This is a genomic window from Rhodococcus sp. WY5 (assembly GCF_018588185.1).
GTDB classification, from domain to species: domain Bacteria; phylum Actinomycetota; class Actinomycetes; order Mycobacteriales; family Mycobacteriaceae; genus Rhodococcus_F; species Rhodococcus_F qingshengii.
In genome coordinates this window covers 2,622,720-2,644,634 of record NZ_JAAMPR010000001.1, presented here as the reverse complement: position 1 = coordinate 2,644,634, position 21,915 = coordinate 2,622,720, and the positions used below count along the sequence as shown (strand labels likewise).

The window sequence follows — 21,915 nt, the reverse complement described above, 5'->3', positions numbered from 1 at the left end:
ACACAAGTGAAGGAACAGAAAGAAGCGATGACCTCCACACCGATCATCCCCGCCGACCTCAAGCCCGCCGACGGACGCTTCGGCTGCGGTCCTTCCAAGGTTCGCCCCGAGCAGCTGCAGTCCCTGGTCGAGGTGGGCGCTTCGGTGTTCGGCACCAGCCATCGCCAGAAGCCGGTCAAGAACGTTGTGGCCAGCATTCGTTCCGGCCTCGCCGATCTGTTCTCACTGCCCGAGGGCTACGAGGTCGTCCTCGGCAACGGCGGAACCACTGCGTTCTGGGATGCGGCCGCATTCGGCCTCATCCGCGAGAAGTCGCTGCACCTGACCAACGGCGAATTCAGCTCCAAGTTCGCTTCGGTCGCCAAGGCCAACCCGTTCATCGGTGACCCGATCGTCGTTTCCGCCGATCCGGGCAGCGCACCGGTGCCGGTCTCCGACCCGTCCGTCGATCTCATCGGCTGGGCGCACAACGAGACCTCCACCGGTGTGTCGATCCCCGTCTCGCGTCCCGCGGGTTCGGAGAACGCACTGATCGCCATCGACGCCACCTCGGGCGCCGGCGGACTTCCGGTCAATGTCGCCGATTCCGACGTCTACTACTTCGCTCCGCAGAAGTGCTTCGCTGCAGACGGCGGACTGTGGATCGCGCTGATGAGCCCGGCCGCCCTCGAACGCGTCGCGGAGATCAAGGATTCGGGACGCTGGACGCCTGACTTCCTCTCGCTGCCCATCGCCGTGGACAACAGCTCCAAGGATCAGACGTACAACACCCCGGCCCTGGCCACCCTCTTGCTCTTCGCCAACCAGATCGAGTGGATGAACAGCAACGGCGGCCTCGACTGGACTACCGCTCGCACCGCGGATTCGTCCTCGCGCCTGTACAACTGGGCCGAGGCCAGTGAGTTCGCAACGCCGTTCGTCGCTGATCCGGCACACCGCTCGCAGGTTGTCGGCACCATCGACTTCAACGACGACGTCGACGCTGCCGAGGTGGCAAAGATCCTGCGCGCCAACGGAATCGTCGATACCGAGCCGTACCGCAAGCTCGGCCGCAACCAGCTGCGCGTCGGCATGTTCCCGGCCATCGCCCCCGATGACGTCACCGCTCTCACCAAGAGCATCGACTGGGTCGTTTCTCAGCTCGGCTGATTTTCACATTTGCTTCACCGCTCGGCCCCCGGCATGACGTCGGGGGCCGAGCGTCGTTTGCGCCAGGCCTTGTGAGCTACCACACCGGTGGGCGGATCCGAGGTCATCTCGCCCTGCGTGTCCTGCCGAGTCCATGGTCACGAATGAATTACAGTTGAGCGCGGCGCAAAGTCGCGAGCCGGCGCGATAAGGAGGTCAATGTGCGAGAGCTTCGAGTGATCGGACTTGAACCCGATGGATCGCATGTGGTGTGCGCAGATGCTGAAACCGGCCAGAAATTCCGGCTTCCCGCCGATGACAAACTTCGTGCAGCTTCCCGCGGAGACGTGGCTCGACTCGGCCAGATTGAGATCGAAATGGAAAGCCAACTCCGTCCCCGCGAAATTCAGGCGCGCATTCGTTCCGGTGCTTCCGTAGAGCAGGTCGCCGAAGAAGCGAAGATCCCCATCAGCAAGGTCGAGCGCTTTGCGTACCCCGTTCTGCTCGAGCGCTCCCGCGCCGCGGAAATGGCGCAGGGCGGACACCCGGTGCGCGACAACGGTCCGACAGTTCCCACCCTCTCCGAAATCGTGACCCACGCATTCCGCGCCCGCGGCCACAGTATCGACGAGGCCACCTGGGATGCCTGGCGCGACGAGGACAATCAGTGGGTCGCCCAGCTGCAGTGGCAGGCCGGCCGCACCACCAACGCCGCGCACTGGCGCTACCAGCCCGACGCGCACGGCGGAACGATCGTCGCACTCGACGACGCGGCATTCGACTTGATCGATCCTGACTTCGGTCGCCCACTCCGCGGCCTGGTACCGGTGGTCTCGAACGAGCCGCAGCAGCTCGAACTGTCCCGATTCGACGTCGAACCGGTGGCGGAGATCGAGCCCGAGCCCGCAGCAGTTTCCGAGCCCGCAGCAGTTTCCGAGCGGACAGCAGTTTCCGAGCGGACAGCAGTTTCCGAGCGCACAGTAGTCCCCGAGCGGACGGTGGTGGCGGAACGGATCGTGGCGCCCGAACCGATTGCTGTCGAGCCGGAAACCGTCGTCACCGAAGAGGTTCCCGAACCCGCACCGGATGTGACCCCGAAAACCGCTCCGCAGCAGACGCAGACCAAGGACAAGCGCGGACGGCCTGCTCTTCCCTCGTGGGACGACGTACTCCTCGGGGTCCGCAGCAGCGGTCGCTGACCCGAAGGAAAGTATTCTTCTTTCGAGCGAGGCTGAGGAGAGAGGGCTGCCGGTGGCTGCACGGGTATCGACGATCTGGTTTCTGGGCGGCGCAGACGCTCGCACCGAATTGAGCAGGTACCCACAGCCGGATCAGACCGAGGCCCTGAAAATCGCCATGTCGCTGTACCCGGACAAGGAGTTCGAGTCGCTCGGGCCTCAGCCGCTGTCGATGGCCGCGACGGTGAGCCCCGGCTACGTCTTCGTCGGCGCGTACGGTCGAGTGAGTGTCGTCTGCAGCTCCGAACTCAGCACCTTCGTCCCCTCGAAACTGCCTGATTCCTGGCACCTTTCGGCAGAGGGTGGCTCGACGCTGTTGATCAGCTCCGTCCCCGAAACCGCGCAGGGTTCGTTTGCACTGTGGGAGGACGGCGAGCTACGACGCTCGTTCAGTGCCATCCCGATCGACATCGTCGAAAATCTGGGGATCCCACAGACCTGGGAACTGGAATTCTGGGCCGGCAACCATCCCCTGCGTTACCCGCCCGGGATCCTGCCTGATCCGCAGTCACTTCCGTTCCACCCGCAACAGTTCGCGGAGTCCGCCAACCTCGAGTGGCTGGGATTTCGATACACCGGCGCGCCGCGAGAACACGAACTCGACACAACGCAGATTCTCCTGTGGGGCTTCAAGATTCACCGACCCGGCGAGGCACCCAAACCTGCACCCCCAGCCCCCGCGCCGATGCCCGAGCAGGCGCCGACAGAGGTACCCATGCCCGAAAACATGCCGCCGATCCACGACGCACCGGTGGCCAAGCCGCGCGGCCGCCTCGCTCGGTACTTCGGCTTCAAGTAGCGCCGAGCAGCCTCACAGGTTCACGCGGCTATCGCTGCGATCCACCCGAGCGGTACGCCGGCTACCGCGCCGTAGACCACCCATCGCCAGACGGGGACGGCTCGCCAGCGCCAGACGGTCGGCGCAAGTCCGCCTACCGCAATGACATTGACGACAACCGCCAGGAGCACGTTCACGTTGCCCAGCGCGACACAGAACGCCGCGACGGCACTGGTCGAGAGCATGGCTGCGAACACCGACACCGCGATTCCGGTGAACCAGGGCGTGCGGTCCTGAGTCACCGGCCGGTCCTGACACGTTCGTAGAAGGCCATCGCCGCTGCGGTCGCGACGTTGAGCGAGTCGGTGCCGGGCGCCATCGGTATCTTGGCACGAATATCGGTGGCCCGCATCGCATGTTCGGTCAAACCTGGCCCCTCGGCGCCCAGCAGTAGCGCTACCTTCTCCCCGGTCATCGCTTCGGCCAAAGTGACCGCTTCCGGATTCGGAGTCAAGGAAATGAGCTGAAAACCGTTGCCACGCAGCTCATCCAAGTCGTGTGGCCACTTTGCCACATGCGCGAAGGGCACTCGCAGCACGTGCCCCATCGACACACGGACCGACCGCCGGTACAGCGGGTCGGCACAACCCTTCCCGAACAGAACTGCATCGACACCGAGCCCCGCCGCGTTGCGGAACATCGAGCCGAGATTCTCGTGATCGTTGACGCCTTCGAGGACCACGACGGTCTTCGCGTCCTTCAACACGTCCGAGACCGCGAGCGGTGCCGGGCGTGCTGCTGCAGCGAGGACGCCGCGGTTGAGGTGAAATCCGACGACCTCGGCCATCACTTCGGCGCTCGTACGGTAGAACGGCACGTCCACACCGTCGAGATCGTCAGCGAGCTCCAGGAGCCGTCGTTCGACGCCGAGGAGACTGATCGGCTCGAACCGCGAAGTCAGCAGTCGCTGAGTGACGAACACTCCCTCGGCGATGACCAGTCCCTTGCCCTCCGGCAGGTCGGGGCGCCGATCCGAAGAGTTGAGATCGCGAAAGTCATCCAGCCGGGGGTCGGCGGGATCTGAGATGTCGATGACGTGAACCACGGGTCTATCGTGCCGTACGCACCGCGAGCCCCCACCACTACTCCCGACCTAGCGCAACAGCGTGACAAAATGCGCGTCGAGCACCTGGCTGATCACCTCTGGATTGGTTCGCTCGGGATTGTCGACGCCGTGCGACGCGAGCCCGTCGGCGAGCGCATGCAATCTCATCGCCTCGATGTCGACCGAGGCACCCGGCCGTAGAAAACCCGCTCGATGCGCCGCTTCCACGAACGAACGAAAGTGCTCGAACAAGGTCCGGTCTGTCTCGTCACGCACGGCCGTCAACGCCGAATCGGTCTGGGCGGCAGCAGCAAAGGCCTCCCAAACCTGCATTTCTTCACGCCGATCTTGGTCGAGGGGAACGAACTGATCGGTGAACTGACGGATCGCGCGGCGGATGTCGGGATCGAAGTCGATGCCGGCAATCCTTTCCTCCACCCGGACGGTCACGAGCGTCATCGCGAACAGCAAGAGTTCGGACTGCGTCGCGAAGAAGTGCCGTAGCGACCCCGTCGACATCTTCGCCTCGTCCGCGACCGCCCGGACGCTGGCGCTCGCCACACCGTCTCGACGGATCACACGCCACACGGCCTCGGCGATCTCTTCACGCCGCTCATCCGGACTGCTACGTTTCACCACTTCACAAAACTAACACAGCTGTGCTAGTTTTCGATCACTAACACAGTCGTACTAGAAATGAGCTGATGTCATGATCGTCCACTTGATCATCGCGTGCGAAATCATGTTCTGGGTGTTCATCGCCGCAGGTCTCGCGGCCCGCTATCTACTGCGCCGCAAAACGCTGGGCGCCGCACTGCTCATCTGCGCGCCCCTGGTGGATGTCGTACTGCTCGTCGCCACAGCCCTCGATCTTCGTGGCGGTGGCGAGGCGAACTTCACCCATGGGCTTGCCGCGGCCTACATCGGATTCTCCGTCGCGTTCGGACACAGCCTCATCTCCTGGGCCGACGCCAGGTTCGCCTACCGATTCGCCGGCGGCCCGGCTCCCGTCGCACCACCCAAGTACGGGAGTGCGCGAGCACTGCGCGAATGGCGCGAGTTCGGCAAAGCCGCGATCGCCTGGGCCGTCGCGTGCGGACTTCTCGGCGCGGCCATCTTCCTCGTCGACGACCCCACCCGTACTGGAGCCCTCGACGGATGGATCAGCAAGCTGACAGTGGTACTCGCAATCTGGGGAGCAATCGCCCTGAGCTACACGGTGTTTCCCAAGCGTGAGAAGGTCACGGCGCGCGGCTAGCCTCGACTGCCTGTTCGGTCGCGTCGCATACGATCACCGGACGCAGGACGAAAACCGGCAGCCTGCCACCGTCTTCCGGTCGCGCAAGACGAAGTTTCAGCCCTTCGCTGCGTAGCAGGTACACCCCGGCCACAGTGCCCGAGACGAGCGAGATCACTCCGCCCACGATCAAGGGCGCACGTGGGTCCACGGAGTCGGCGAGCCAACCCAGCAACGGGCTTCCCAGCGGTGTGCCACCGAGGAAACTGAGCATGTAGATACCCATCACCCGCCCGCGCATCTCGGAGGGCACCGACATCTGCAGGATGTTCATCGCGGACGTCGTGAACGTCAACGTCAGTGCGCCCGTGGGGATCAACATCAGCGCCACCAACGCGTAGGTGGGCATCAATCCCACCGCGACCTCGAACACACCGAAAGCCACGGCGGCACCGAGGAACGTCCGCAACCGCGGCGCTTCCTTCCGTCTTGCGGCGTACGCAGCGCCGGCAAGGGTGCCCACGGCGAGCGTCGTGGACAGCAATCCGTAACCGTCGGCCTCGAGGCCGAACGTGTTGCGCGCCATCACCGCCAGGCTGATCGCGAAGTTCAGGCCGAAGGTCGAGACCATGAAGACCGACACCATTATCACGCGAAGGTCCTTGCGGCCCCATACATACCGGAACCCGTCGCGCACCTGCCCCTTGGTGCGCGGGGCCGGTTCCGACGGGATCAACTCCTTCTTGTTCATCAGGTAGAGCGCGATGAGCACCCCACCGAATGTTGCGACGTTGAGCAGGAACACCCACCCTGTTCCGATCAGGTTGATCAGCACACCCGAGATGGCCGGACCGACGATGCGGGCCGTGTTGAACGTCATGGAGTTGAGCGCGATGGCGTTGGACAGGTGTTCCTTGCCCACCATTTCGATGGTGAACGATTGACGCACGGGTGCGTCGAGCGCCGAGACACAGCCGAGGGCAAAGGCAATCAGGAAGACATGCCACAACGCGACGAGCCCACCGACGTCCAACAGACCCAACACCAGCGCGCATACCGCACTCGCCCACTGCGTGAAGATCAGGATCCGACGCTTGTCGTACCGATCGGCAAGCACCCCACCCCACACCGACAAGAACAGCGTCGGGCCGAACTGCAAGGCCATGACGATGCCCACCGCCAGCGCGTTGCCGTCCGAGAGCGTCAGTACCAGCCAGTCCTGGGCGATGCGTTGCATCCACGTGCCGACCAGAGAAACGATCTGTCCGGAAGCCCAAAGGCGGTAGTTGCGGTTGTGGAGCGCGGCAAACATGCCGGAATCGGGGTCTCGGGGCACCCCACTATCTTGCCCCTCGAGTAATTCGTTTGGGCAACGACCTCTAGGTAGCGGAGCTACGCGACCTCTAACTCACGGAGCTACTCCGTCTTGTTGACCATCTCGGTGATGATCTCGACAGCACCGCGCAGCGTCGCGAGTTCGTCGCCACCCAGCCCGGCCAGCTGCTCGTTCATCCACGCCTCGCGCGCATGGGTTTCGTCCGCGAGCAACGCCTGCCCGGCGTCGGACAGATTCACGATGATCTGACGACCATCCGTGGGATGCGGCGAGCGCTCGACCAGACCGAGCTCGGCGAGAGAAGCAACAACGCGCGTCATCGACGGCGGCTGCACTTTCTCACGTGCTGCGAGTACGCCAGGAGTCATCGGGCCGTACTGATCCAGGCTCGCCAAGGCGGACAGTTGCGTCAGCGATACCTGAGCGTCGACTCTGCGGCCGCGCAGATGCCTGGTGAGACGCACTACAGCCAGGGAAAGATCGCTGGCCAGCGCACGAGTTTCGGTGGTCACGCGTCAGACAATACGTCAAGAGCTGGCCGGTAGCTCACGTAATCGAATACCGGTCAACCCTGATTTCACGTAAGGGCGTCGGTAATGGGTCCGACAGTGAAGTAGGCCACAAAAAGTGCCGCCACGATCCAGAGCAACGGGTGGATCTTCTTGATACCACCGCTGGCAGCGTGCAGGACCACCCATGAAATGAAGCCGACGCCGATGCCGTTGGCGATCGAGTAGGTGAACGGCATGACGATCATGGTCAGGAACGCCGGGAGAGCGACCGAGAACTTGGTGAAATCGATGTCTCGGACCTGCCCGATCATCAGCGCACCGACGACGACGAGGGCAGGCGCAGCTGCCTCGATCGGCACGACGGAGTAGAGCGGCGTCAGGAACATCGCGACGAGGAAGAGCAGTCCGGTCACGACGTTTGCCAGGCCCGTGCGGGCGCCTTCGGCAATACCCGACGCGGATTCCACGAACACGGTGTTCGACGACGCCGAAGCGCCACCGCCGACGATCGCGCCCGCGCCTTCGACGACAAGCGCGCGACCGACGTTGGGGAGGTTTCCATCCTTGTCGGTCAGGCCGGCTTCCTTACCGAGACCCGTCATCGTGCCCATGGCGTCGAAGAAATTCGCGAGCACGAGGGTGAAGACAAGCAGGCTGGCGGCCAGAACACCGATGCGGGTGAATGCGCCGAAGATGCTGACGTCGCCGACCAGGCTCAGATCAGGCATACCACCGAGCATCTCCGGGATCGCGGGGATGCTGAGGTTCCAGCCCTTGGGGTTGGTTCCGAGCGAGGGTCCGACGTCGGCAACCGCCTCGATGATCGCAGCGAGGATCGTCGTGACGACGATGCCGATCAGCAGTCCACCACGAACCTTGCGCACTACCAGAACACCCATGAGCAGCACACCGAAGATGAACACCACGGTCGGCCACGAAGCGATGGAGCCGTTGATTCCGAGTCCGACGGGAACCGTCGTACCGGCGGCATCGGGGATACGGCGGACGAATCCGGCGTCGACCAGTCCGATGAAGGCGATGAACATGCCGATACCGGCCGCGATCGCGGACTTCAATGCCGAGGGAATCGCATTGAACACCGCAGTTCGGAAACCGGTGAGTGCCAACAGAACGATGATCACACCGTCGATGACCACCAGGCCCATCGCCTCGGGCCAGGTGACCTGAGGTGCGATTGTGACGGCGAGCAGGCTGTTGATGCCGAGACCCGCGGCGATGGCAAACGGATAGTTGGCAACGACACCGAAGACGATGCTCATCAGGCCGGCAACCAGAGCGGTGACCGCAGCCACCTGGTTGACCGGAAGGATGTTGCCGAGAACGTCGGTCTTCGCTGCAGCGTCGTCAGCCGAGAAACTGCCGAGGATCAGGGGGTTGAGGACCACGATGTAGGCCATCGCCACGAAGGTGACGACACCGCCGCGAATCTCGGTCGAGATCGTCGACCCTCGTTCGCTGATCTTGAAATAGGTGTCGAGGATCTTGCCGGGTGCCGCCATGTTTGTTCTTTCCCCATCGCTGTAGGTCGCCGTGTGCCGGCGCACATGAAGCCGGTCGCACTAGGGAGAGTAGGCCACCGGGGTACGGGTAGCGTTAATTTTGTGACGGAGACTCGCAACACAACAGGCCTGATCGGCAAATTGTCCGCACCCGCGCCGGCACTGATCATCGGCACCGCGTTGTGGGTGATCGCCACGATCGTGGTCGCGGTGAGCGGCGATCGTTGGTCGGATGCACTCCCGATCTGTTACGCGGGTATCGGAGTCGGCTTCCTCGGCTTCGCTCTGTTCTCCATTCAACGACGCGCAGCTGTGCGCGGTGACAAGGGCGCACAGCAGGGCGCCGGTCTGGTCGACTGAGCAGGTCGATTCACCCTTTCAGCATGGTAAGCCTACCCTGCACTCCAGTGTCGGTCTTAGCTTGTCAATGCTGAAAGGAACCACGTAGCCGTGAAGATCTCCCACCGAAATCGTTGGAAAAGCCGAGGACGTTGGACGAGACTGACATCCGTTGCTGTGGTCGCCCTGGTCGGCACAGCACTCGTCTCCTGCAGTTCGAACGACGACGCAGCAAGTAGTCCGTCGAGTTCCGGTGGTGGCGCCTTCCCCGTCACGATCGATCACGCTTTCGGCAGCACCACGATCGATTCCGAACCACAACGGATCGTCACCGTCGGTTACAACGACGAGCAGGCTCTGTTGGCTCTGGGCATCAAGCCCGTCGGAATGGTCAACCAGTACCCGGGCGAACCGGACGTCAACCGCACGTGGCCATGGGTCACCGGCCCTTGGGGCGGAACCGAACCGACCGTCGTCGGCAGCAATCCCGAAACCACGATCAGCGTCGAAAAGATCGCTGCGCTCGAGCCCGACCTGATCCTCGCGCTCTACTCGAGCATCGACAAAGACCTGTACTGCACACTTTCCGCGATCGCCCCGACCGTCGCGAAGGATCCGGCCTACGGCGACTACGCAACTCCGTGGCAGATCACGACGAAGACCGCAGCGAAGGCAGTGGGTCGCGAAGCCGACGGCGAGAAGTTGGTCGCCGATATCGACAGGCAGTTCGCCGACGCCAGAAGCGCTCACCCGGAATTTGCAGACCAGACCGCGGTGATCATCAGCGTCGACGCGACCCCGGAGTTCTACGCCTTCTCCTCCGAGGACGCCCGCGGACGGGTTCTCGGCAGTCTCGGATTCAAACCTGCTCCCGCGGTCGAGGCCTTGATGAACGGTGAGTTCTACGCGCCGATCTCCACCGAACGACTGGATCTTCTCGACGTGGACCGTCTCGTTGTCATCGGCAATCCCGATGCCGCACAGGCGGTCCGAAACAACCCTGGCTTCCAGCAACTCGACGTGGTCAAGGACAATCGCGTCGTCTACGTCAACGACGATCAGGCTCCGCAGGTCGGTGCGGCCTTGACCGCGAGCTCGGCACTGAGCTTGCCGTGGGCCACGAGCCAACTACTCGCCGAGCTCACGAAGTAACCAGCGCCCGGCGCTTTCTGATCTGCGCGGTTCCCCAGATCCACACCCCGGCCCACATCATCCCGAACGCCCAACCTGCCAGTACATCGGTCATCCAATGGGCAGCCAGGTAGACGCGGGAGAATCCGACGGCGATCGTGTACAGGCCGAGGCTCGCGAGCATTGCCATCTTCGCGAGCCTCGGCAAAGCAAGCCGAAGGATCACGGCGGCAACCGAAGTCGCGAGTATCGCGCTCATCATCGCGTGGCCCGACGGGAACGAATACGAATCGATTTCGATCAATCGCTCCGGAACGGGTGGACGGGTTCGCGTGAAGATGCGCTTCAATCCGCTCATCACGAGCAGACCGGTCAACATCGATCCGGCGATCAGCAGAGCTTCGGTACGCAGTCCCCGAACCAGAAGCACGATCGTGAGCAGCGTCGCGATCAGCCACGACGCGAGGGTTCCGCCGCTGTCGGTGATGACGTCGACGACGTCCACGAGCCACGCCGTCCGCTGACTCACTGCGCTGTCGAGTACCCACTGATCAAAAGACATCTGCCCTCACATTCCTTGCGGCAGAGTCCACGTACGCATCACGTGATGAACGCCGTCCGAGTCCACCCACCACGGCACGATCACCGTCGTCTCGACCGCCCCCGTCAGTTCCACCGACAGTTCGTGATGGATCACTACCTCGCCGCCGGGAACCTCACGGCCGAGGGCTGCGAAGCCGAGAACTGCCTGCGGTTCGTTCGCCCACGTCGTCACGACGCCGGTGCTGCTCACTCGTCCGTGAACGGATGCAGACGCCGTCGCGACGTCGAGCAGATCTGCCAGTGCGTCGGCCGTCTCGAAGCTGCCGAGCACCACTCGTTGTGCAGGCAGTGCCGCTCCCAGCCACGGTCGGTCGAGAACAAGGGCGTCGCCGGGATCGACCAGATCGCCGGAAAGGCCTCGCACGAACGGCGGCAGGTGCAGTTCCTCCAGGTCGAGAACCCGTCGCTGCGCTGCCTCCCCCAGTAGTCGGTGCGTCCGCGCGACGACGGCGGAGGCCGGCATCCGTAGTGGGTCGGCAAGCCGATCGAGCAGCAGCTGAGCCAGTTCCGGATCGTCGACGGTATCCGATGCCAGCAATCCGGAGAAGAATCCGGCGTCGGGGTGTTCGGCAGCATCGAGCAATCCCTCGAAGGTGCGATCGCCCGGAGCGCGCAGCAAGCCCAGCACCTCACCGCCGAGTTCGGCATTCGAACGCAACCACCACGCCGTGTATCCACGACGGTCGGTGAGCAGCGCCCGCGTCGCCGGCGACTCGACCAGCAGCGACAACGCCTGCGGCCAGCGGTCTTCGTCTACGAGGTCGAGATCGCGCACGGCTTCGATGTATTCGGGGTCCTCGTCGAGGGTGTCCCACCATGCGTCTTCGGCGTCGAGATCGTGATCGGGGCCGGAAGGCAATTCCTCACGGACCACCGTGAAACCCCACCCGACACCGACTACCCGTAGCGCCTGCTCCCCCACCTGCTGAACAAAATCAGCGTCGACGATGCCGAAGGGAGAATCCTCGACCAGGACGCTTGCAAGGGGAGCTCCCGGAAGCAGAAGTTGGTCGGCGGACCGCAATTCGCCCTCCGAATCAGGAAGCAGCACTTCACCGATCCACGACGGCAGCGCCCCTGGCGCCACGTGGGCCGCCAATCCGAGTACAACCTGCGCCAACTCCGTCGCTACCGAATCATCTTGGTCCGCAGCATCTTCGATCAATGCGCGCAGCGCCGGATCGGACAGCAGGTCGGTGGCACTCGCGGTCTGCGCTCCCAATCGAGACAGCAACGGGTGAACCGCGACGGGATGAACCAACCTCGTCCACTGCACCGACGGCGCGTCTTCGCCCAGTTCGACGCCGACGACGACGGTCCGCGGCCCGGTCACCGTCCGTCCGTCGGAGAGCGGAACCGGCAGTGTTCCAAGCTCTTCCACCGCAAGAGTGTCGATCACCAAGGGCTCGAGAGCCGAATAGAGTCGATTCCACCACTTCGGTTCACGTTCCGAACCGCTGAGCAGTTCCGCGATGCGCGCGAGCCCGATGCGGTGCGTCGACACTGCCGCGAGTGCTCGCTCGTGCTTGGGGCCGGAGAGCTCGGGGACAACCAGGCCGCCGATGATGTCGGTGAGCAACTCGGCAAGGTCATCACCGAGCCCGGGCACCACGGATGCTCGCTGCGGCGCGCGGTCGGGTTCACCGACCACCGGAAGCCACTCGTTTTCCTGCAGCTCCTTCAGAAGCGCTTCGCGCAGAAGCGAATCGGTTTCGCTGCGGGCAAAGGCAGGGATCGGGACGAGTGCCGTTCGCTGCCGAGGAGGTAGTGCAGCAAGGAACTTCGCGTACCCCTCGGCAAGCGGAGCGATCGGTGCAGCGGGCATGAGGCGTCGCCGATCGGGTTGCATTGCAATGTCGGCAATGATGATCGCGGGGATCGACAGTTCCTCGTCGGATCGCGTCGGCGCCCGCAGGACGTCGTCTGCGACCGGCTCGACGACCCCGTCGCGGACCGGCACCAACCATCGCGCGTTCGGCGCGGTGTACTGCCACCACGTGCGATCACCGATCGCGATCTCGACGAGGCCGGAATCCAGCACCCGTTCCGATCGCCGAAAAGTCTTCTCACCCAGACGAATTGATCCGAGAGCTGGGAGTTCGAGGAGCAGGTCGACAGCCTCACGTGCCATCTGCGAAAGCAGCGCCGCGGCATCGACGTCCGGCCGAAGCGTCAGCACCACTTCCGAATCAGCACCATCGCTCGGCAATTCGCCAGACGGCCACACCAAACGAAGTACGGGGACACCGGTTTCCGGCACCGGGAGTTCGCGAGACTCGATCTCGCGCAGAGTGTGCGAGGCAGAGAATCGAATCGATCCCGTCGACGAGCGCAGTTCCACCTCGTCACTGACCGAGAGAACTGCCGAGAATCCGACGCCGAACCGTCCCGTCACACCTTCGTCGGCGTCGACCTTGTTCGACGCGCGCAGCGCTGTCAGCGCATGTACACCGGATTCGTCCAGTGGACGGCCCGTGTTCGCCACCGTCAGCGTCCGACCGTCCACATCCACCCACAAAGAGCCCTGGACGCCCTCGCGTGCAGCTGCATCGGCAGCGTTCTGCGCCAGTTCGGTGAGCAGACGGTCGCGGTACCCGGCCTTTGCGAGGTCGGATTCCGCAGCCGCGTCTTCACGCAATCGCGTCGGAGATTCCGACCACGCGCGCAGCGTCGCCTCGCGGAGTGCGTCCGTACCGAACGGATCTTCTACTCGGTGGATACCGAATCCTCAACTGCAACAGCGCTCGACGGGCGAGCGGGCACCGCAATCAGCTCGACGGCCCCGTCGTCGAATGCGTCGAACTGCGGCGAGCCCGCACCGAGCGGCAGGCTGGTGTCCGAGTGCGCGCCACAACCGTAGGACACGCTGACCACACGGCCGTCTGCGGAGAGTTCGTTTCCGCACACACCGAACGCTGCGTGCAGCGAACCGGCGAGTGGAAGGAAGAATCCACACAGTCCACACGTCGACGGCGCGGCCTTCGCCATCTCCGACTCCGGGCCGAAGTCACCGTCGAACCAACGCTGCGCGGCATCGAGTCGGCCCTCGCGGCTCATGACCTGTTTGCGGCCGAGCCCGATTTCGAGAGCTACCTCGTCGACTTCCGGGTCACCGGTGGCGACGTAGCCGGGAACGAGGCGAGGATCCTCGGCCGGCGGGGCGAGTAGGTCACCGACGGACAGATCGCCGGGACGAATCCGCTGATCCCATGGCAGCCATTCCGGCGCAACCAACGCGTCGGGACCCGGCAACAGCGCCAACTCACTGATCGTGGCGTGGGTGTCCTCCGGTCCGGCAGCGACGACAACCGCCCACTGCCAACCGCGGTATCCCGGAATGTCTGCTGCAAATCGATGGGTGGCGGCAAATTCGTCCTCCGACGTCACGCCGAGGTATGCCCCCACACCGCCTTCATGCAGGTCGACGACTGCCTTTCGGGCAAGCTCGACCGCATCGGCCAGTACTGGGCGCGGCACTGCACGCTCTGGAGAAGTAGCAACACTCACTCCTCCAGTTTGCCGCACCACCGCAAGTCCGCAACGCACTGGGCTGCCATGCTGGGCAGATGAGTAGGTCACACGCCAATTCCGTGCGCACTTTTGCAGTGGTCGCCGTGGTCGCGTCGGCCTTGGCGGGGTGCTCCGATTCCCGCGGCGCTCCCGACAACCTCACGTCCGAAACCGGCTCCGTCGAGATCGTTCGAGTGTCCGCGCACGATCCCGACGCGTTCACGCAGGGCCTCGAGATCGACGGAAACCGGTTGTACGAAAGCACCGGACGCGTCGGGCAGTCCTGGGTGCGCTCGAGCGAGATCTCCGACGAGCAGTCCCCCGCTTCGGGACCGGAAGTTGCGCGTGCCGATCTCGACCCGCCGTTGTTCGGTGAGGGCATCACGGTTGCCGGAGACACACTGTGGCAACTCACCTGGAAAGACGGCGTTGCCATCGCCCGTGACAAGGACACCTTGACCGAACGAGGGCGGTTCCCACTCGACACCGAGGGATGGGGAATCTGTTCGCTCGGGGATCGGCTGGTCTCGAGCGACGGTTCGGCCACGTTGACCTTTCGCGATCCCGAAACCTTCGCGTCGATCTCGACCGTCGACGTCACCAGATCTTCGGAGTCCGTCGGCAAGCTGAACGAATTGGAATGCGCCGAAGACGGCTCCGTCTACGCCAATGTCTGGACCACGGACACCGTCGTCCGAATCGACCCGTCGGACGGCAGCGTCACGAACGTGTACGACGCTTCGCCGCTACGCGAAGAACTCGTCGCGGACGGATCGACCAGCACCGTCGACGTTCTCAACGGCATCGCGCAGATTCCCGGTACCGATCGATTCCTGCTCACCGGCAAGTATTGGCCGCAGATGTTCGAAGTCCGTTTTGTTAACTGAGTCCGACATGACACAGGACTCGCAGGGGTGTGCGTGGTAGCCGCGCCGACACTAGGACAGAATTGAGTGGTGACCGGACCGCGCGAACCCTACGACCCCGAAACTCGGCGAATCCACGACGAGCCGGAGGGGCAACAGGTGCACCCCGGTTACGACAATTACCCACCCGCGGCCCGCCCGGACAATTACCCACCTTCGGCCCGTCCCGCTGCCCGTCGCACGCCTTTGCCACCGCTGCATCCGATTCCCGAATCGCGGGGAGACTCCGAATCCGCGGCCGGTTCGAAGACGCCGGGGGCGGACGCTCCCAAGGCTCCACCGATGCCTCGCAAGCTCACCGTCACTCGCGTCGCAGCGATGCGCAGCCGCGAACTGACGAACAAGGGCATCGCGACCTTCCAGCGCGCGGCGAAGGCCGACGGCGCGGACAAGTCCGGTCTGACCGCTCTCACCTACGCGGTGATGACGAACAACGCGACCGACGCGGCGATCTCCGTCGCTCTGGCCAACACGCTGTTCTTCTCGGCCGCGACGGGCGAGGACAAGACCAAGGTCGCGCTCTATCTCCTGATCACGATCGCACCGTTCGCGGTCATCGCACCGCTCATCGGCCCCATGCTCGACCGGTTGCAGCGCGGACGCCGCATCGCACTCGCGTCGTCGTTCGGAATCCGGACGCTCCTCGCGGTGATCCTGGTCTTCAACTTCGACAGTTGGATCCTCTATCCGGCCGCGCTCGGCATGATGGTGCTCAGTAAATCGTTCTCGGTGCTCAAGAGCGCAGTGACACCACGCGTCCTACCACCGGAAATAGACCTGGTGCGCGTGAATTCGCGTCTGACGGTCTTCGGGCTGATCGGTGGAACGATCGGGGCCGGCGCTGTCGCAGGTGCGCTCGCGCTGGCTTTCGGTTCCACCGGCGCCTTGTGGTTCGCGGTCGCCGTCACCGTGTTCGGCGCATATCTGAGCATGCGAATCCCGTCGTGGGTCGAGGTCACCGAGGGTGAGGTTCCCGCGACCATCACCTACCACCCGGACGAAGCGCATCACGCCGGCAGCGCCCCACCGCAGCCGGACGCCAAACCTGCCAAGGTCCGTCAGCCTCTCGGACGCGCCGTGATCATCGGACTCTGGGGCAACGGCACCATTCGCGTGCTCACCGGCTTCCTGACGCTCTACATCGCGTTCGTCGCCAAATCACGCACCGATCACGAGCCGCTCCAGCAGGCCATGATGCTCGGCCTGGTCGGCGCAGCAGCCGGTCTGGGTAACTTCGCCGGAAATGCCACGGGTGCGCGCCTCAAGCTCGGCCGGCCTGCCTTGATCGTGCTCCGGTGCACTGCGTCGGTGTGGATCATCGCGGTGATCGCAGCGCTGACGGACAACCTCATGACGGCAGCGCTTGCCACGCTCATCGCATCGGCCGCCAGCGCACTCGCCAAGGTCTCACTCGACGCGTCACTCCAGCACGACCTGCCCGAGGAATCGATCGCGTCCGGATTCGGTAGATCCGAGACGGTTCTGCAGCTGAGCTGGGTACTCGGCGGCGCATTGGGGGTTCTGCTTCCGACCGAATACTGGATCGGGTTCACTGTTGTATCGGTGTTCCTGACGATCGGGCTTCTGCAGACCTTCCTGAGCTACCGAGGAAGCAGCCTCCTGCCCGGCCTCGGCGGGAAGCGACCCGATCTGGCCGAACAAGAAGTGACCGAAGTGATTTACACCGGTAAATCCAACCGAGGACAAGGAAGTACTCCGCAGTGATGATGCGCTCGAGAACAAAGAAGATCGTGGCAGCGATCAGTGTCCTGATGGTGGTGGCACTGGTTGCTTACGTCTCCGTTCTTTTCGTGATCATCAAGAACATCAACGACGACCCCGACAAGCTGCCGGTCATCACTGCATACGCACACGGCAAGACGATCGAAACGAACCCTGCCGGTTTCTGCACCATCGACCTGTCCCAGTGCGCCCAGGTGGGCGACATCTACGCACTCGACGTTCCAGCGGGCTACCCGCTGCAGCTGTCGTTGTCGACGGACGTCTCGGATGCGCAGTGGGCACTGCTCGCCGTCTACGAGGATGCCGACGGCAACCAGACCGGTGAGCCCCGAGTCTTCGAGCCCGGCGAGGCCCTGGCAGTGACGGTCGAGTCTTCGAGCGATCCCGTCAAGCAACTCGTCGGCGTCGAAATCCACCTCGCCGTCGGTGAGGGAAGCGAACAGGGACTGCTGATCTGGTCGATCAAGACCGCCTGATCCCCGGAACGTCGAAAATGCCCTGCACACCGATTGGTGTGCAGGGCATTTTGTTTCGAAGCCGTGTATGGCAGCTCGTATCGAGCGATCAGGTGTCGAGCTCGCGAGCGACGGCCCTGACGACCTCGGAGATCCGCTGAGCGGTCTTGCGGTCCGGGTACTTGCCGTTGCGCAGATCCGGCTGGACCTTCGCCTCGAGCAACGTGATCATGTCCTCGACCATGCCGTGCAACTGATCAGGGGTGTGCTTACGCTCGACGGGCTCACGACGCGTCGCCGTCGCGCCGCGCAACGACGGCGCCGGCTCGAGTACCTTCAGGCTCAGTGCCTGCGGACCGCGGCGGCCCGCAGCCATTCCGAACTCGACGCGCTGGCCGGCCTTCAAGCCTTCGACGCCCTCGGGGAGAGCGGAAGCACGGACGTAGACGTCCTCGCCCTCTTCCTGCGACAGAAAGCCGAAACCCTTTTCGACGTCGTACCACTTCACCTTGCCGGTCGGCACCGCGTTCACCTGCTCATCACTCGACTGGGGCGTCTGCCCCAATGTGCTCGGGAGGCTCTCGGAAGAGCCTCATGGCCTTGCTCGCATCGCTTCCGGTGGAAGAATGCAAAAGAACGCGCCCCACACTTGCTTCAGCGGGGCGCGCAGTCTGTTAACAGTCTACCTGTGACGAACCCGGGTCGGCACCCAGGTTTACAGGCACTATCCTCGTAGGTGTGGACCCTCAACCGAACCCGCGCACTTCCGGCACCGGAAACGGTCTGTTCCGTACGGCGATGGCACTGTTCATCGTCGGATTCCTGGCGATCGTGGCCATCTTCGCAGTCCATATCTTCAGCGACACCCCACCCGGCCTGGCGTTGTACCTGGTAGCACTCGCGTGCCCGATCGGCTTCCTTCTGGCCATCGTCTACACGCTCAGATCCGGTCGACGCGTGCGCTGATCACTCCCGCCTCCAACCGAAAGGTCACTGACCATGAGAATCCTCCTGAACGTGATCTGGCTGGTCTTCGGCGGCTTCTGGCTGGCGTTGGGTTACTTCGCCGCAGGCATCATCTGCTGCATCCTCATCATCACGATTCCCTTCGGAATCGCGGCATTCCGCATCGGCATCTACGCACTGTGGCCGTTCGGTAAGACCGTCGTCGACAAGCCGACCGCTGGTGTCGGTTCGATGATCGGCAATGTCATCTGGGTGATCATCGCCGGTATCTGGTTGGCGATCGGACACATCGTCACCGCCGTCGCGATGGCGATCACGATCATCGGAATTCCGCTCGCGGTCGCGAACCTGAAGATGATTCCGATCTCGCTGATGCCGCTCGGCAAGGAGATCGTCGACGTGGACCGGGTGAATTACGCATAGTCGTCGATCGCGTTACGCGAAAGCGGCCTCGCAGACCGAAGAACCCGACCACAGCAGGTGCTGTGGTCGGGTTCTCTCGTATCAGGTCGGGTCAGCGCCCGAGGCTACCGAGTCCGGGGAGGTTACCGAGCGAACCGGTACCCGTTCCCGGGTTGCCCGGATCGACGGGGCCGACCGGCCCCTCGGAGACCACGATGGTCACGCTCGAAGCACGCGAAAGCACGCTCTTCGCAGTGATCTCGACGCTGCCGCTGCCGACAGCGGTGGGGGTACCCGAGATGGTGCCGTCCTGTGCGAGGGACAGTCCGCCGGGCAGAGTGCCACTGGTGAGTGCAAAGGTTGCGCGCGCGTCGGCGGCAGCGAGCTTGTGCGAATACGCCTTACCTACCTGAGCGGCAGGCAATTCGACGGTCGCGGGTAGCGGGTACGCAGCAACGACTGTCACCTTGCCCCCGTTGGTCGTCGACGCGATGGCGCCGGTCGAGGTGTCGAGCGCGAGGTTTTTGACCTTCTCCAGTGCCGGAACCTTGGTATCGGTCAGAGCGGTGGTGGCGCGGGTCGTCAGATCGACCGACCACAGGTGTCCGTTCATGACGTCCGCGACATATGCAATGCCTGCCGCAGCGTCGACGACCACGCCGTTGGGAATCGCGGTCGGAGACAGCGTGGTCTTCGACAGAACCGCGCCGGCCGGGGTGATCGCCCACAGGTTGGTTGCCCGGGTGTCGGTCATGTAGATGTTGCCGGTGTTCGTGTCGACATCGACGTCGACCGGGTAGAGGTTGTCGGCACGCACGATCGACTTGAGTGCTCCGCCCTTGCGTACGTCCGCCTGCCACAGCGTGCGGCCGTAATTCTCGTCGAAGAAGTTGGTGTCCGCGATGTAGAGGAAGCCGCGGACACTGTCGAAGGCGAGCTTGGTCGGCGTCGCCGACTTGTCGACCAGAATGCTCGACACGGCGTCGGCGGCGTTGGGGTCGACGACTCGGATGTTGCCGGACTTGTAGTCCGAGAAGTACGCGCGGTGTGTTGTGGGATCGACGACGACATCGTTGATCTGCGGACGCGAGCCGTCGGGGTTCTTCTCGCTCAGCGTGACCGTCTTTTCGACCTTGCCGGTCTTCGTGTCGACAATCGAGATCGCGCCGCCGTAGGAGGAGGACACGTATGCGCGTCCGAGGCCCGAGTCGACGGCAAGTGCCGACGGGTAACCGACGACGCCGTCGATGGTGCCGACGGACTTGCCGGTGTTCGTGTCGACGACGGACAACGAGCTGGTCGGTCCGCCGTACTGCGTGATGTATCCGCGGTGGGCTGCCGCGTCGACGACGATGTCGCCGGGCTGGGTTGCGGAATAGCTTCCGACAACACCGTGTGTCGGATCCTCGGGTGAGGCGTGTGCAGCGGGAGCAGTGACGGCCAGGCCGACAGCAGCAGCGGCAACGGCGAGTGACGCGGTGACCGCACGCCGACGGTATTGCAGTTTCATGAGGGGTGCCCTACTTCTTTGGAAGACTCTGCGAAACCTGCCCAAGCGAGGCAAGTCAGGCAAACCTAACCTAAGTTTCAAAGTCGATGTTGAGACACGGGCCACACCTTGGGTCCGGATCGACACACCTCTCAATCGCCCGAAATTCTATTTCCGCATAACGTGTGACCTTGCTCACATTACGGATGGATAACGGAACGGACACAACCGGACATTCACTCAGGCACCCCCACCTACCTGGGAAGAGTCTCCTGCGCTTTGTGTGACGCGTTGTACGTCTTTCGCCACGCCGCGTTATCAAATGGTGACACGAGCGACTCGAGCCGTTACCGTCGTTTTCGGCCGGGAAACTCGGCCACCTCCGGCCCGCCGCGCCAAGCCTTGTCCCGCGGGTACCGGACTTCCGACAGAGCATTCCAGGGACGAGGACGGGGGACCCAAAGTCCTCTGTGAGAACAGAAAAGTTCTCCAGTGGACACCGGTTCGATCGCAAGACCGAATCTTGGGGTGAAGCCAGACCCTTTCCAGCCAGGAAAGGCGAGGCCGGGCGACCTCTCAGCCCGAACCCGACAGCTGACCTCGCAGGCGCGTGTGGAGAGGATTTCGACCATCATGAGCGGACGCCATCGCAAGCCCACCACCACCGGCCGCACTGTCGCCAAGGTCGCCGTCACCGGCGCCATCATGGGCGTAGCAGGAATTGCAGCCACCGGAACCGCAAACGCTGCCCCCGACTCCGACTGGGATCGTCTCGCCCAGTGTGAGGCCGGCGGAAACTGGGCCATCAACACGGGCAACGGTTACCAGGGCGGACTGCAGTTCTCCCCCAGCACGTGGAACGCACACGGCGGCGGACAGTACGCAGCCACCGCAAACCAGGCCACTCGCGAGCAGCAGATCGTTGTTGCCGAGCGTGTTCTCGCAAACCAGGGTTGGGGCGCATGGCCGTCCTGCTCCTCCAGCCTCGGGCTGAGCAGCGGCGCCACCGAGCGTTCCGCTCCGGCCACGACGGCTCCTCAGGCAGCTCCGGCTCCGGCGCAGCAGGTCGCACAGACCGTTGCACACCCGGTCGCCGACGCCATCGATCAGGCAATCGCATTCGCCGAGGCCAACGGCATCCCGGTCGACCCGCAGATCCTCGCAGTCGCCGACACCGCGAAGTCGTTCCTCAAGTAACACCGGCAAGACTGTCCGCTCGGACGCTCGAACATCAAGAAGGCCCGCACCGATTCGGTGCGGGCCTTCTTCGTGTCGAGTTGTTATCGGTTGATGACGGTGTGCGGGTGTACGTAAGGAAGTGACTCCACCGGAACCGGAAAGGTGGTGTCCTCGCCGAAGGGTGAAAGTCCACCTGCGCGGGTCGATGACAATTCGGTCACTGCGTGATCTCCGTCTGCAGTTTCCGGCCATCCTGGATCTACATAGTGTTGCTTCGAATTGTTGGCCACGAAGTCATTTTGACAGGACGCCGTTACG

24 protein-coding genes and 1 riboswitch are annotated in these 21,915 nt (G+C 63.7%); of the genes, 12 read left to right on the top strand and 12 right to left on the bottom strand.

The genetic code is table 11. The features are described from left to right. The first annotated feature begins 27 nt into the window (after positions 1–27). The 3 genes from serC (at position 28) to G4D79_RS12375 (ending at position 3,165) form a co-directional block, all read left to right on the top strand. Positions 28–1,149: a phosphoserine transaminase gene (serC, locus tag G4D79_RS12385; protein ID WP_099698083.1), complete on the top strand. Its 1,122-nt coding sequence runs from the start codon at positions 28–30 to the stop codon at positions 1,147–1,149. Positions 1,150–1,349: 200 nt separating this feature from the next. Further along, on the top strand, positions 1,350–2,327 hold the full coding sequence (sepH, locus tag G4D79_RS12380) for a septation protein SepH (protein ID WP_099698049.1): 978 nt from the start codon (positions 1,350–1,352) through the stop codon (positions 2,325–2,327). Positions 2,328–2,379: 52 nt separating this feature from the next. Beyond that, entirely contained in the window at positions 2,380–3,165 is a 786-nt protein-coding gene (locus G4D79_RS12375; RefSeq protein WP_042451221.1) for a hypothetical protein, read from the top strand. Positions 3,166–3,185: 20 nt separating this feature from the next. Here the strand turns inward: G4D79_RS12375 and G4D79_RS12370 are convergent, their stop codons facing one another. The 3 genes from G4D79_RS12370 to G4D79_RS12360 are packed head-to-tail and all read right to left on the bottom strand — an operon-like array spanning position 3,186 to position 4,888. Next, on the bottom strand, positions 3,186–3,446 hold the full coding sequence (locus tag G4D79_RS12370; protein ID WP_030535366.1) for a DUF2537 domain-containing protein: 261 nt from the start codon (positions 3,444–3,446) through the stop codon (positions 3,186–3,188). After that, a complete protein-coding gene (locus G4D79_RS12365) occupies positions 3,443–4,249 on the bottom strand; it encodes an RNA methyltransferase (protein ID WP_003939731.1) in 807 nt (268 codons plus the stop codon). Before G4D79_RS12365 ends, G4D79_RS12370 begins: the two co-directional genes overlap by 4 nt. A gap of 48 nt (positions 4,250–4,297) precedes the next feature. Next, entirely contained in the window at positions 4,298–4,888 is a 591-nt protein-coding gene (locus G4D79_RS12360) for a TetR/AcrR family transcriptional regulator (protein WP_037128521.1), read from the bottom strand. Positions 4,889–4,958: 70 nt separating this feature from the next. Here G4D79_RS12360 and G4D79_RS12355 point away from each other — a divergent pair, with 70 nt between their 5' ends. Then, a complete protein-coding gene (locus tag G4D79_RS12355) occupies positions 4,959–5,507 on the top strand; it encodes a hypothetical protein (RefSeq protein WP_003940103.1) in 549 nt (182 codons plus the stop codon). Here the strand turns inward: G4D79_RS12355 and G4D79_RS12350 are convergent. The 3 genes from G4D79_RS12350 to G4D79_RS12340 form a co-directional block, all read right to left on the bottom strand. Further along, positions 5,491–6,798, bottom strand: coding sequence for an MFS transporter (locus G4D79_RS12350; RefSeq protein WP_007733487.1), 1,308 nt, complete (start codon positions 6,796–6,798; stop codon positions 5,491–5,493). The two genes, G4D79_RS12355 and G4D79_RS12350, sit on opposite strands and share 17 nt — an antisense overlap. Before the next feature lie 104 nt (positions 6,799–6,902). Continuing rightward, the gene (locus G4D79_RS12345; RefSeq protein WP_073512666.1) at positions 6,903–7,334 is read right to left on the bottom strand and encodes a MarR family winged helix-turn-helix transcriptional regulator; all 432 of its coding nucleotides are present in this window, start codon (positions 7,332–7,334) and stop codon (positions 6,903–6,905) included. Between the two features lie 65 nt (positions 7,335–7,399). Beyond that, the gene (locus G4D79_RS12340) at positions 7,400–8,854 is read right to left on the bottom strand and encodes an NCS2 family permease (protein ID WP_003940242.1); all 1,455 of its coding nucleotides are present in this window, start codon (positions 8,852–8,854) and stop codon (positions 7,400–7,402) included. A 102-nt stretch (positions 8,855–8,956) separates the two neighbouring features. On the opposite strand from G4D79_RS12340, the gene G4D79_RS12335 reads away from it, so the two are divergent. Beyond that, positions 8,957–9,214, top strand: coding sequence for a DUF2530 domain-containing protein (locus G4D79_RS12335; protein WP_007733492.1), 258 nt, complete (start codon positions 8,957–8,959; stop codon positions 9,212–9,214). Between the two features lie 90 nt (positions 9,215–9,304). Then, positions 9,305–10,345: an iron-siderophore ABC transporter substrate-binding protein gene (locus G4D79_RS12330; RefSeq protein ID WP_099698050.1), complete on the top strand. Its 1,041-nt coding sequence runs from the start codon at positions 9,305–9,307 to the stop codon at positions 10,343–10,345. Here the strand turns inward: G4D79_RS12330 and G4D79_RS12325 are convergent. The 3 genes from G4D79_RS12325 to G4D79_RS12315 all read right to left on the bottom strand — a co-directional run bounded on the left by G4D79_RS12325 (position 10,335) and on the right by G4D79_RS12315 (position 14,455). Next, the gene (locus G4D79_RS12325; RefSeq protein WP_030535362.1) at positions 10,335–10,886 is read right to left on the bottom strand and encodes a phosphatase PAP2 family protein; all 552 of its coding nucleotides are present in this window, start codon (positions 10,884–10,886) and stop codon (positions 10,335–10,337) included. The two genes, G4D79_RS12330 and G4D79_RS12325, sit on opposite strands and share 11 nt — an antisense overlap. Before the next feature lie 6 nt (positions 10,887–10,892). Next, positions 10,893–13,565 carry a sacsin N-terminal ATP-binding-like domain-containing protein gene (locus G4D79_RS12320; protein WP_099698051.1) on the bottom strand — a complete coding sequence of 891 codons (2,673 nt, stop codon included), beginning with the start codon at positions 13,563–13,565 and terminating at the stop codon, positions 10,893–10,895. 68 nt (positions 13,566–13,633) lie between these two features. Continuing rightward, the gene (locus G4D79_RS12315) at positions 13,634–14,455 is read right to left on the bottom strand and encodes a DUF3027 domain-containing protein (RefSeq protein WP_030535360.1); all 822 of its coding nucleotides are present in this window, start codon (positions 14,453–14,455) and stop codon (positions 13,634–13,636) included. A gap of 38 nt (positions 14,456–14,493) precedes the next feature. On the opposite strand from G4D79_RS12315, the gene G4D79_RS12310 reads away from it, so the two are divergent. The 3 genes from G4D79_RS12310 to G4D79_RS12300 all read left to right on the top strand — a co-directional run bounded on the left by G4D79_RS12310 (position 14,494) and on the right by G4D79_RS12300 (position 17,582). Continuing rightward, complete coding sequence (locus tag G4D79_RS12310) at positions 14,494–15,324, top strand: glutaminyl-peptide cyclotransferase (RefSeq protein WP_235867858.1); 831 nt, start codon at positions 14,494–14,496, stop codon at positions 15,322–15,324. A gap of 69 nt (positions 15,325–15,393) precedes the next feature. Next, positions 15,394–17,088 (top strand): MFS transporter, encoded by a 1,695-nt coding sequence (locus G4D79_RS12305; RefSeq protein ID WP_223304424.1) that lies wholly within the window; start codon positions 15,394–15,396, stop codon positions 17,086–17,088. 26 nt (positions 17,089–17,114) lie between these two features. Continuing rightward, positions 17,115–17,582, top strand: a complete 468-nt coding sequence (locus G4D79_RS12300) for a DUF2771 domain-containing protein (RefSeq protein WP_223304425.1) — start codon at positions 17,115–17,117, stop codon at positions 17,580–17,582. A gap of 88 nt (positions 17,583–17,670) precedes the next feature. On the opposite strand, the gene G4D79_RS12295 is transcribed toward G4D79_RS12300, so the two are convergent. Beyond that, positions 17,671–18,084 (bottom strand): cold-shock protein, encoded by a 414-nt coding sequence (locus G4D79_RS12295; RefSeq protein WP_007733502.1) that lies wholly within the window; start codon positions 18,082–18,084, stop codon positions 17,671–17,673. Positions 18,085–18,299: 215 nt separating this feature from the next. On the opposite strand from G4D79_RS12295, the gene G4D79_RS12290 reads away from it, so the two are divergent. Then, positions 18,300–18,527 carry a hypothetical protein gene (locus G4D79_RS12290; protein ID WP_003940194.1) on the top strand — a complete coding sequence of 76 codons (228 nt, stop codon included), beginning with the start codon at positions 18,300–18,302 and terminating at the stop codon, positions 18,525–18,527. A 33-nt stretch (positions 18,528–18,560) separates the two neighbouring features. Further along, a complete protein-coding gene (locus G4D79_RS12285; protein WP_003939919.1) occupies positions 18,561–18,950 on the top strand; it encodes a YccF domain-containing protein in 390 nt (129 codons plus the stop codon). Between the two features lie 91 nt (positions 18,951–19,041). On the opposite strand, the gene G4D79_RS12280 is transcribed toward G4D79_RS12285, so the two are convergent. Next, positions 19,042–20,439 (bottom strand): YncE family protein, encoded by a 1,398-nt coding sequence (locus G4D79_RS12280; RefSeq protein ID WP_099698052.1) that lies wholly within the window; start codon positions 20,437–20,439, stop codon positions 19,042–19,044. A gap of 383 nt (positions 20,440–20,822) precedes the next feature. Next, positions 20,823–21,043: riboswitch (cyclic di-AMP (ydaO/yuaA leader) on the top strand. 8 nt (positions 21,044–21,051) lie between these two features. On the opposite strand from G4D79_RS12280, the gene G4D79_RS12275 reads away from it, so the two are divergent. Next, positions 21,052–21,615, top strand: a complete 564-nt coding sequence (locus G4D79_RS12275; protein ID WP_003939675.1) for a transglycosylase family protein — start codon at positions 21,052–21,054, stop codon at positions 21,613–21,615. Positions 21,616–21,698: 83 nt separating this feature from the next. Here the strand turns inward: G4D79_RS12275 and G4D79_RS12270 are convergent, their stop codons facing one another. Continuing rightward, positions 21,699–21,887, bottom strand: coding sequence for a hypothetical protein (locus G4D79_RS12270; RefSeq protein WP_019744939.1), 189 nt, complete (start codon positions 21,885–21,887; stop codon positions 21,699–21,701). Between the last annotated feature and the right edge of the window lie 28 nt (positions 21,888–21,915).

Coding starts and splice junctions, on each gene's coding strand:
- serC (WP_099698083.1), top strand. CDS start 28: ATGACCTCCACACCGATCATCCCCGCCGACCTCAAGCCCGCCGACGGA.
- G4D79_RS12355 (WP_003940103.1), top strand. CDS start 4,959: ATGATCGTCCACTTGATCATCGCGTGCGAAATCATGTTCTGGGTGTTC.
- G4D79_RS12350 (WP_007733487.1), bottom strand. CDS start 6,798: ATGTTTGCCGCGCTCCACAACCGCAACTACCGCCTTTGGGCTTCCGGA.
- G4D79_RS12340 (WP_003940242.1), bottom strand. CDS start 8,854: ATGGCGGCACCCGGCAAGATCCTCGACACCTATTTCAAGATCAGCGAA.
- G4D79_RS12325 (WP_030535362.1), bottom strand. CDS start 10,886: ATGTCTTTTGATCAGTGGGTACTCGACAGCGCAGTGAGTCAGCGGACG.
- G4D79_RS12310 (WP_235867858.1), top strand. CDS start 14,494: ATGAGTAGGTCACACGCCAATTCCGTGCGCACTTTTGCAGTGGTCGCC.
- G4D79_RS12285 (WP_003939919.1), top strand. CDS start 18,561: ATGAGAATCCTCCTGAACGTGATCTGGCTGGTCTTCGGCGGCTTCTGG.
- G4D79_RS12280 (WP_099698052.1), bottom strand. CDS start 20,439: ATGAAACTGCAATACCGTCGGCGTGCGGTCACCGCGTCACTCGCCGTT.
- G4D79_RS12275 (WP_003939675.1), top strand. CDS start 21,052: ATGAGCGGACGCCATCGCAAGCCCACCACCACCGGCCGCACTGTCGCC.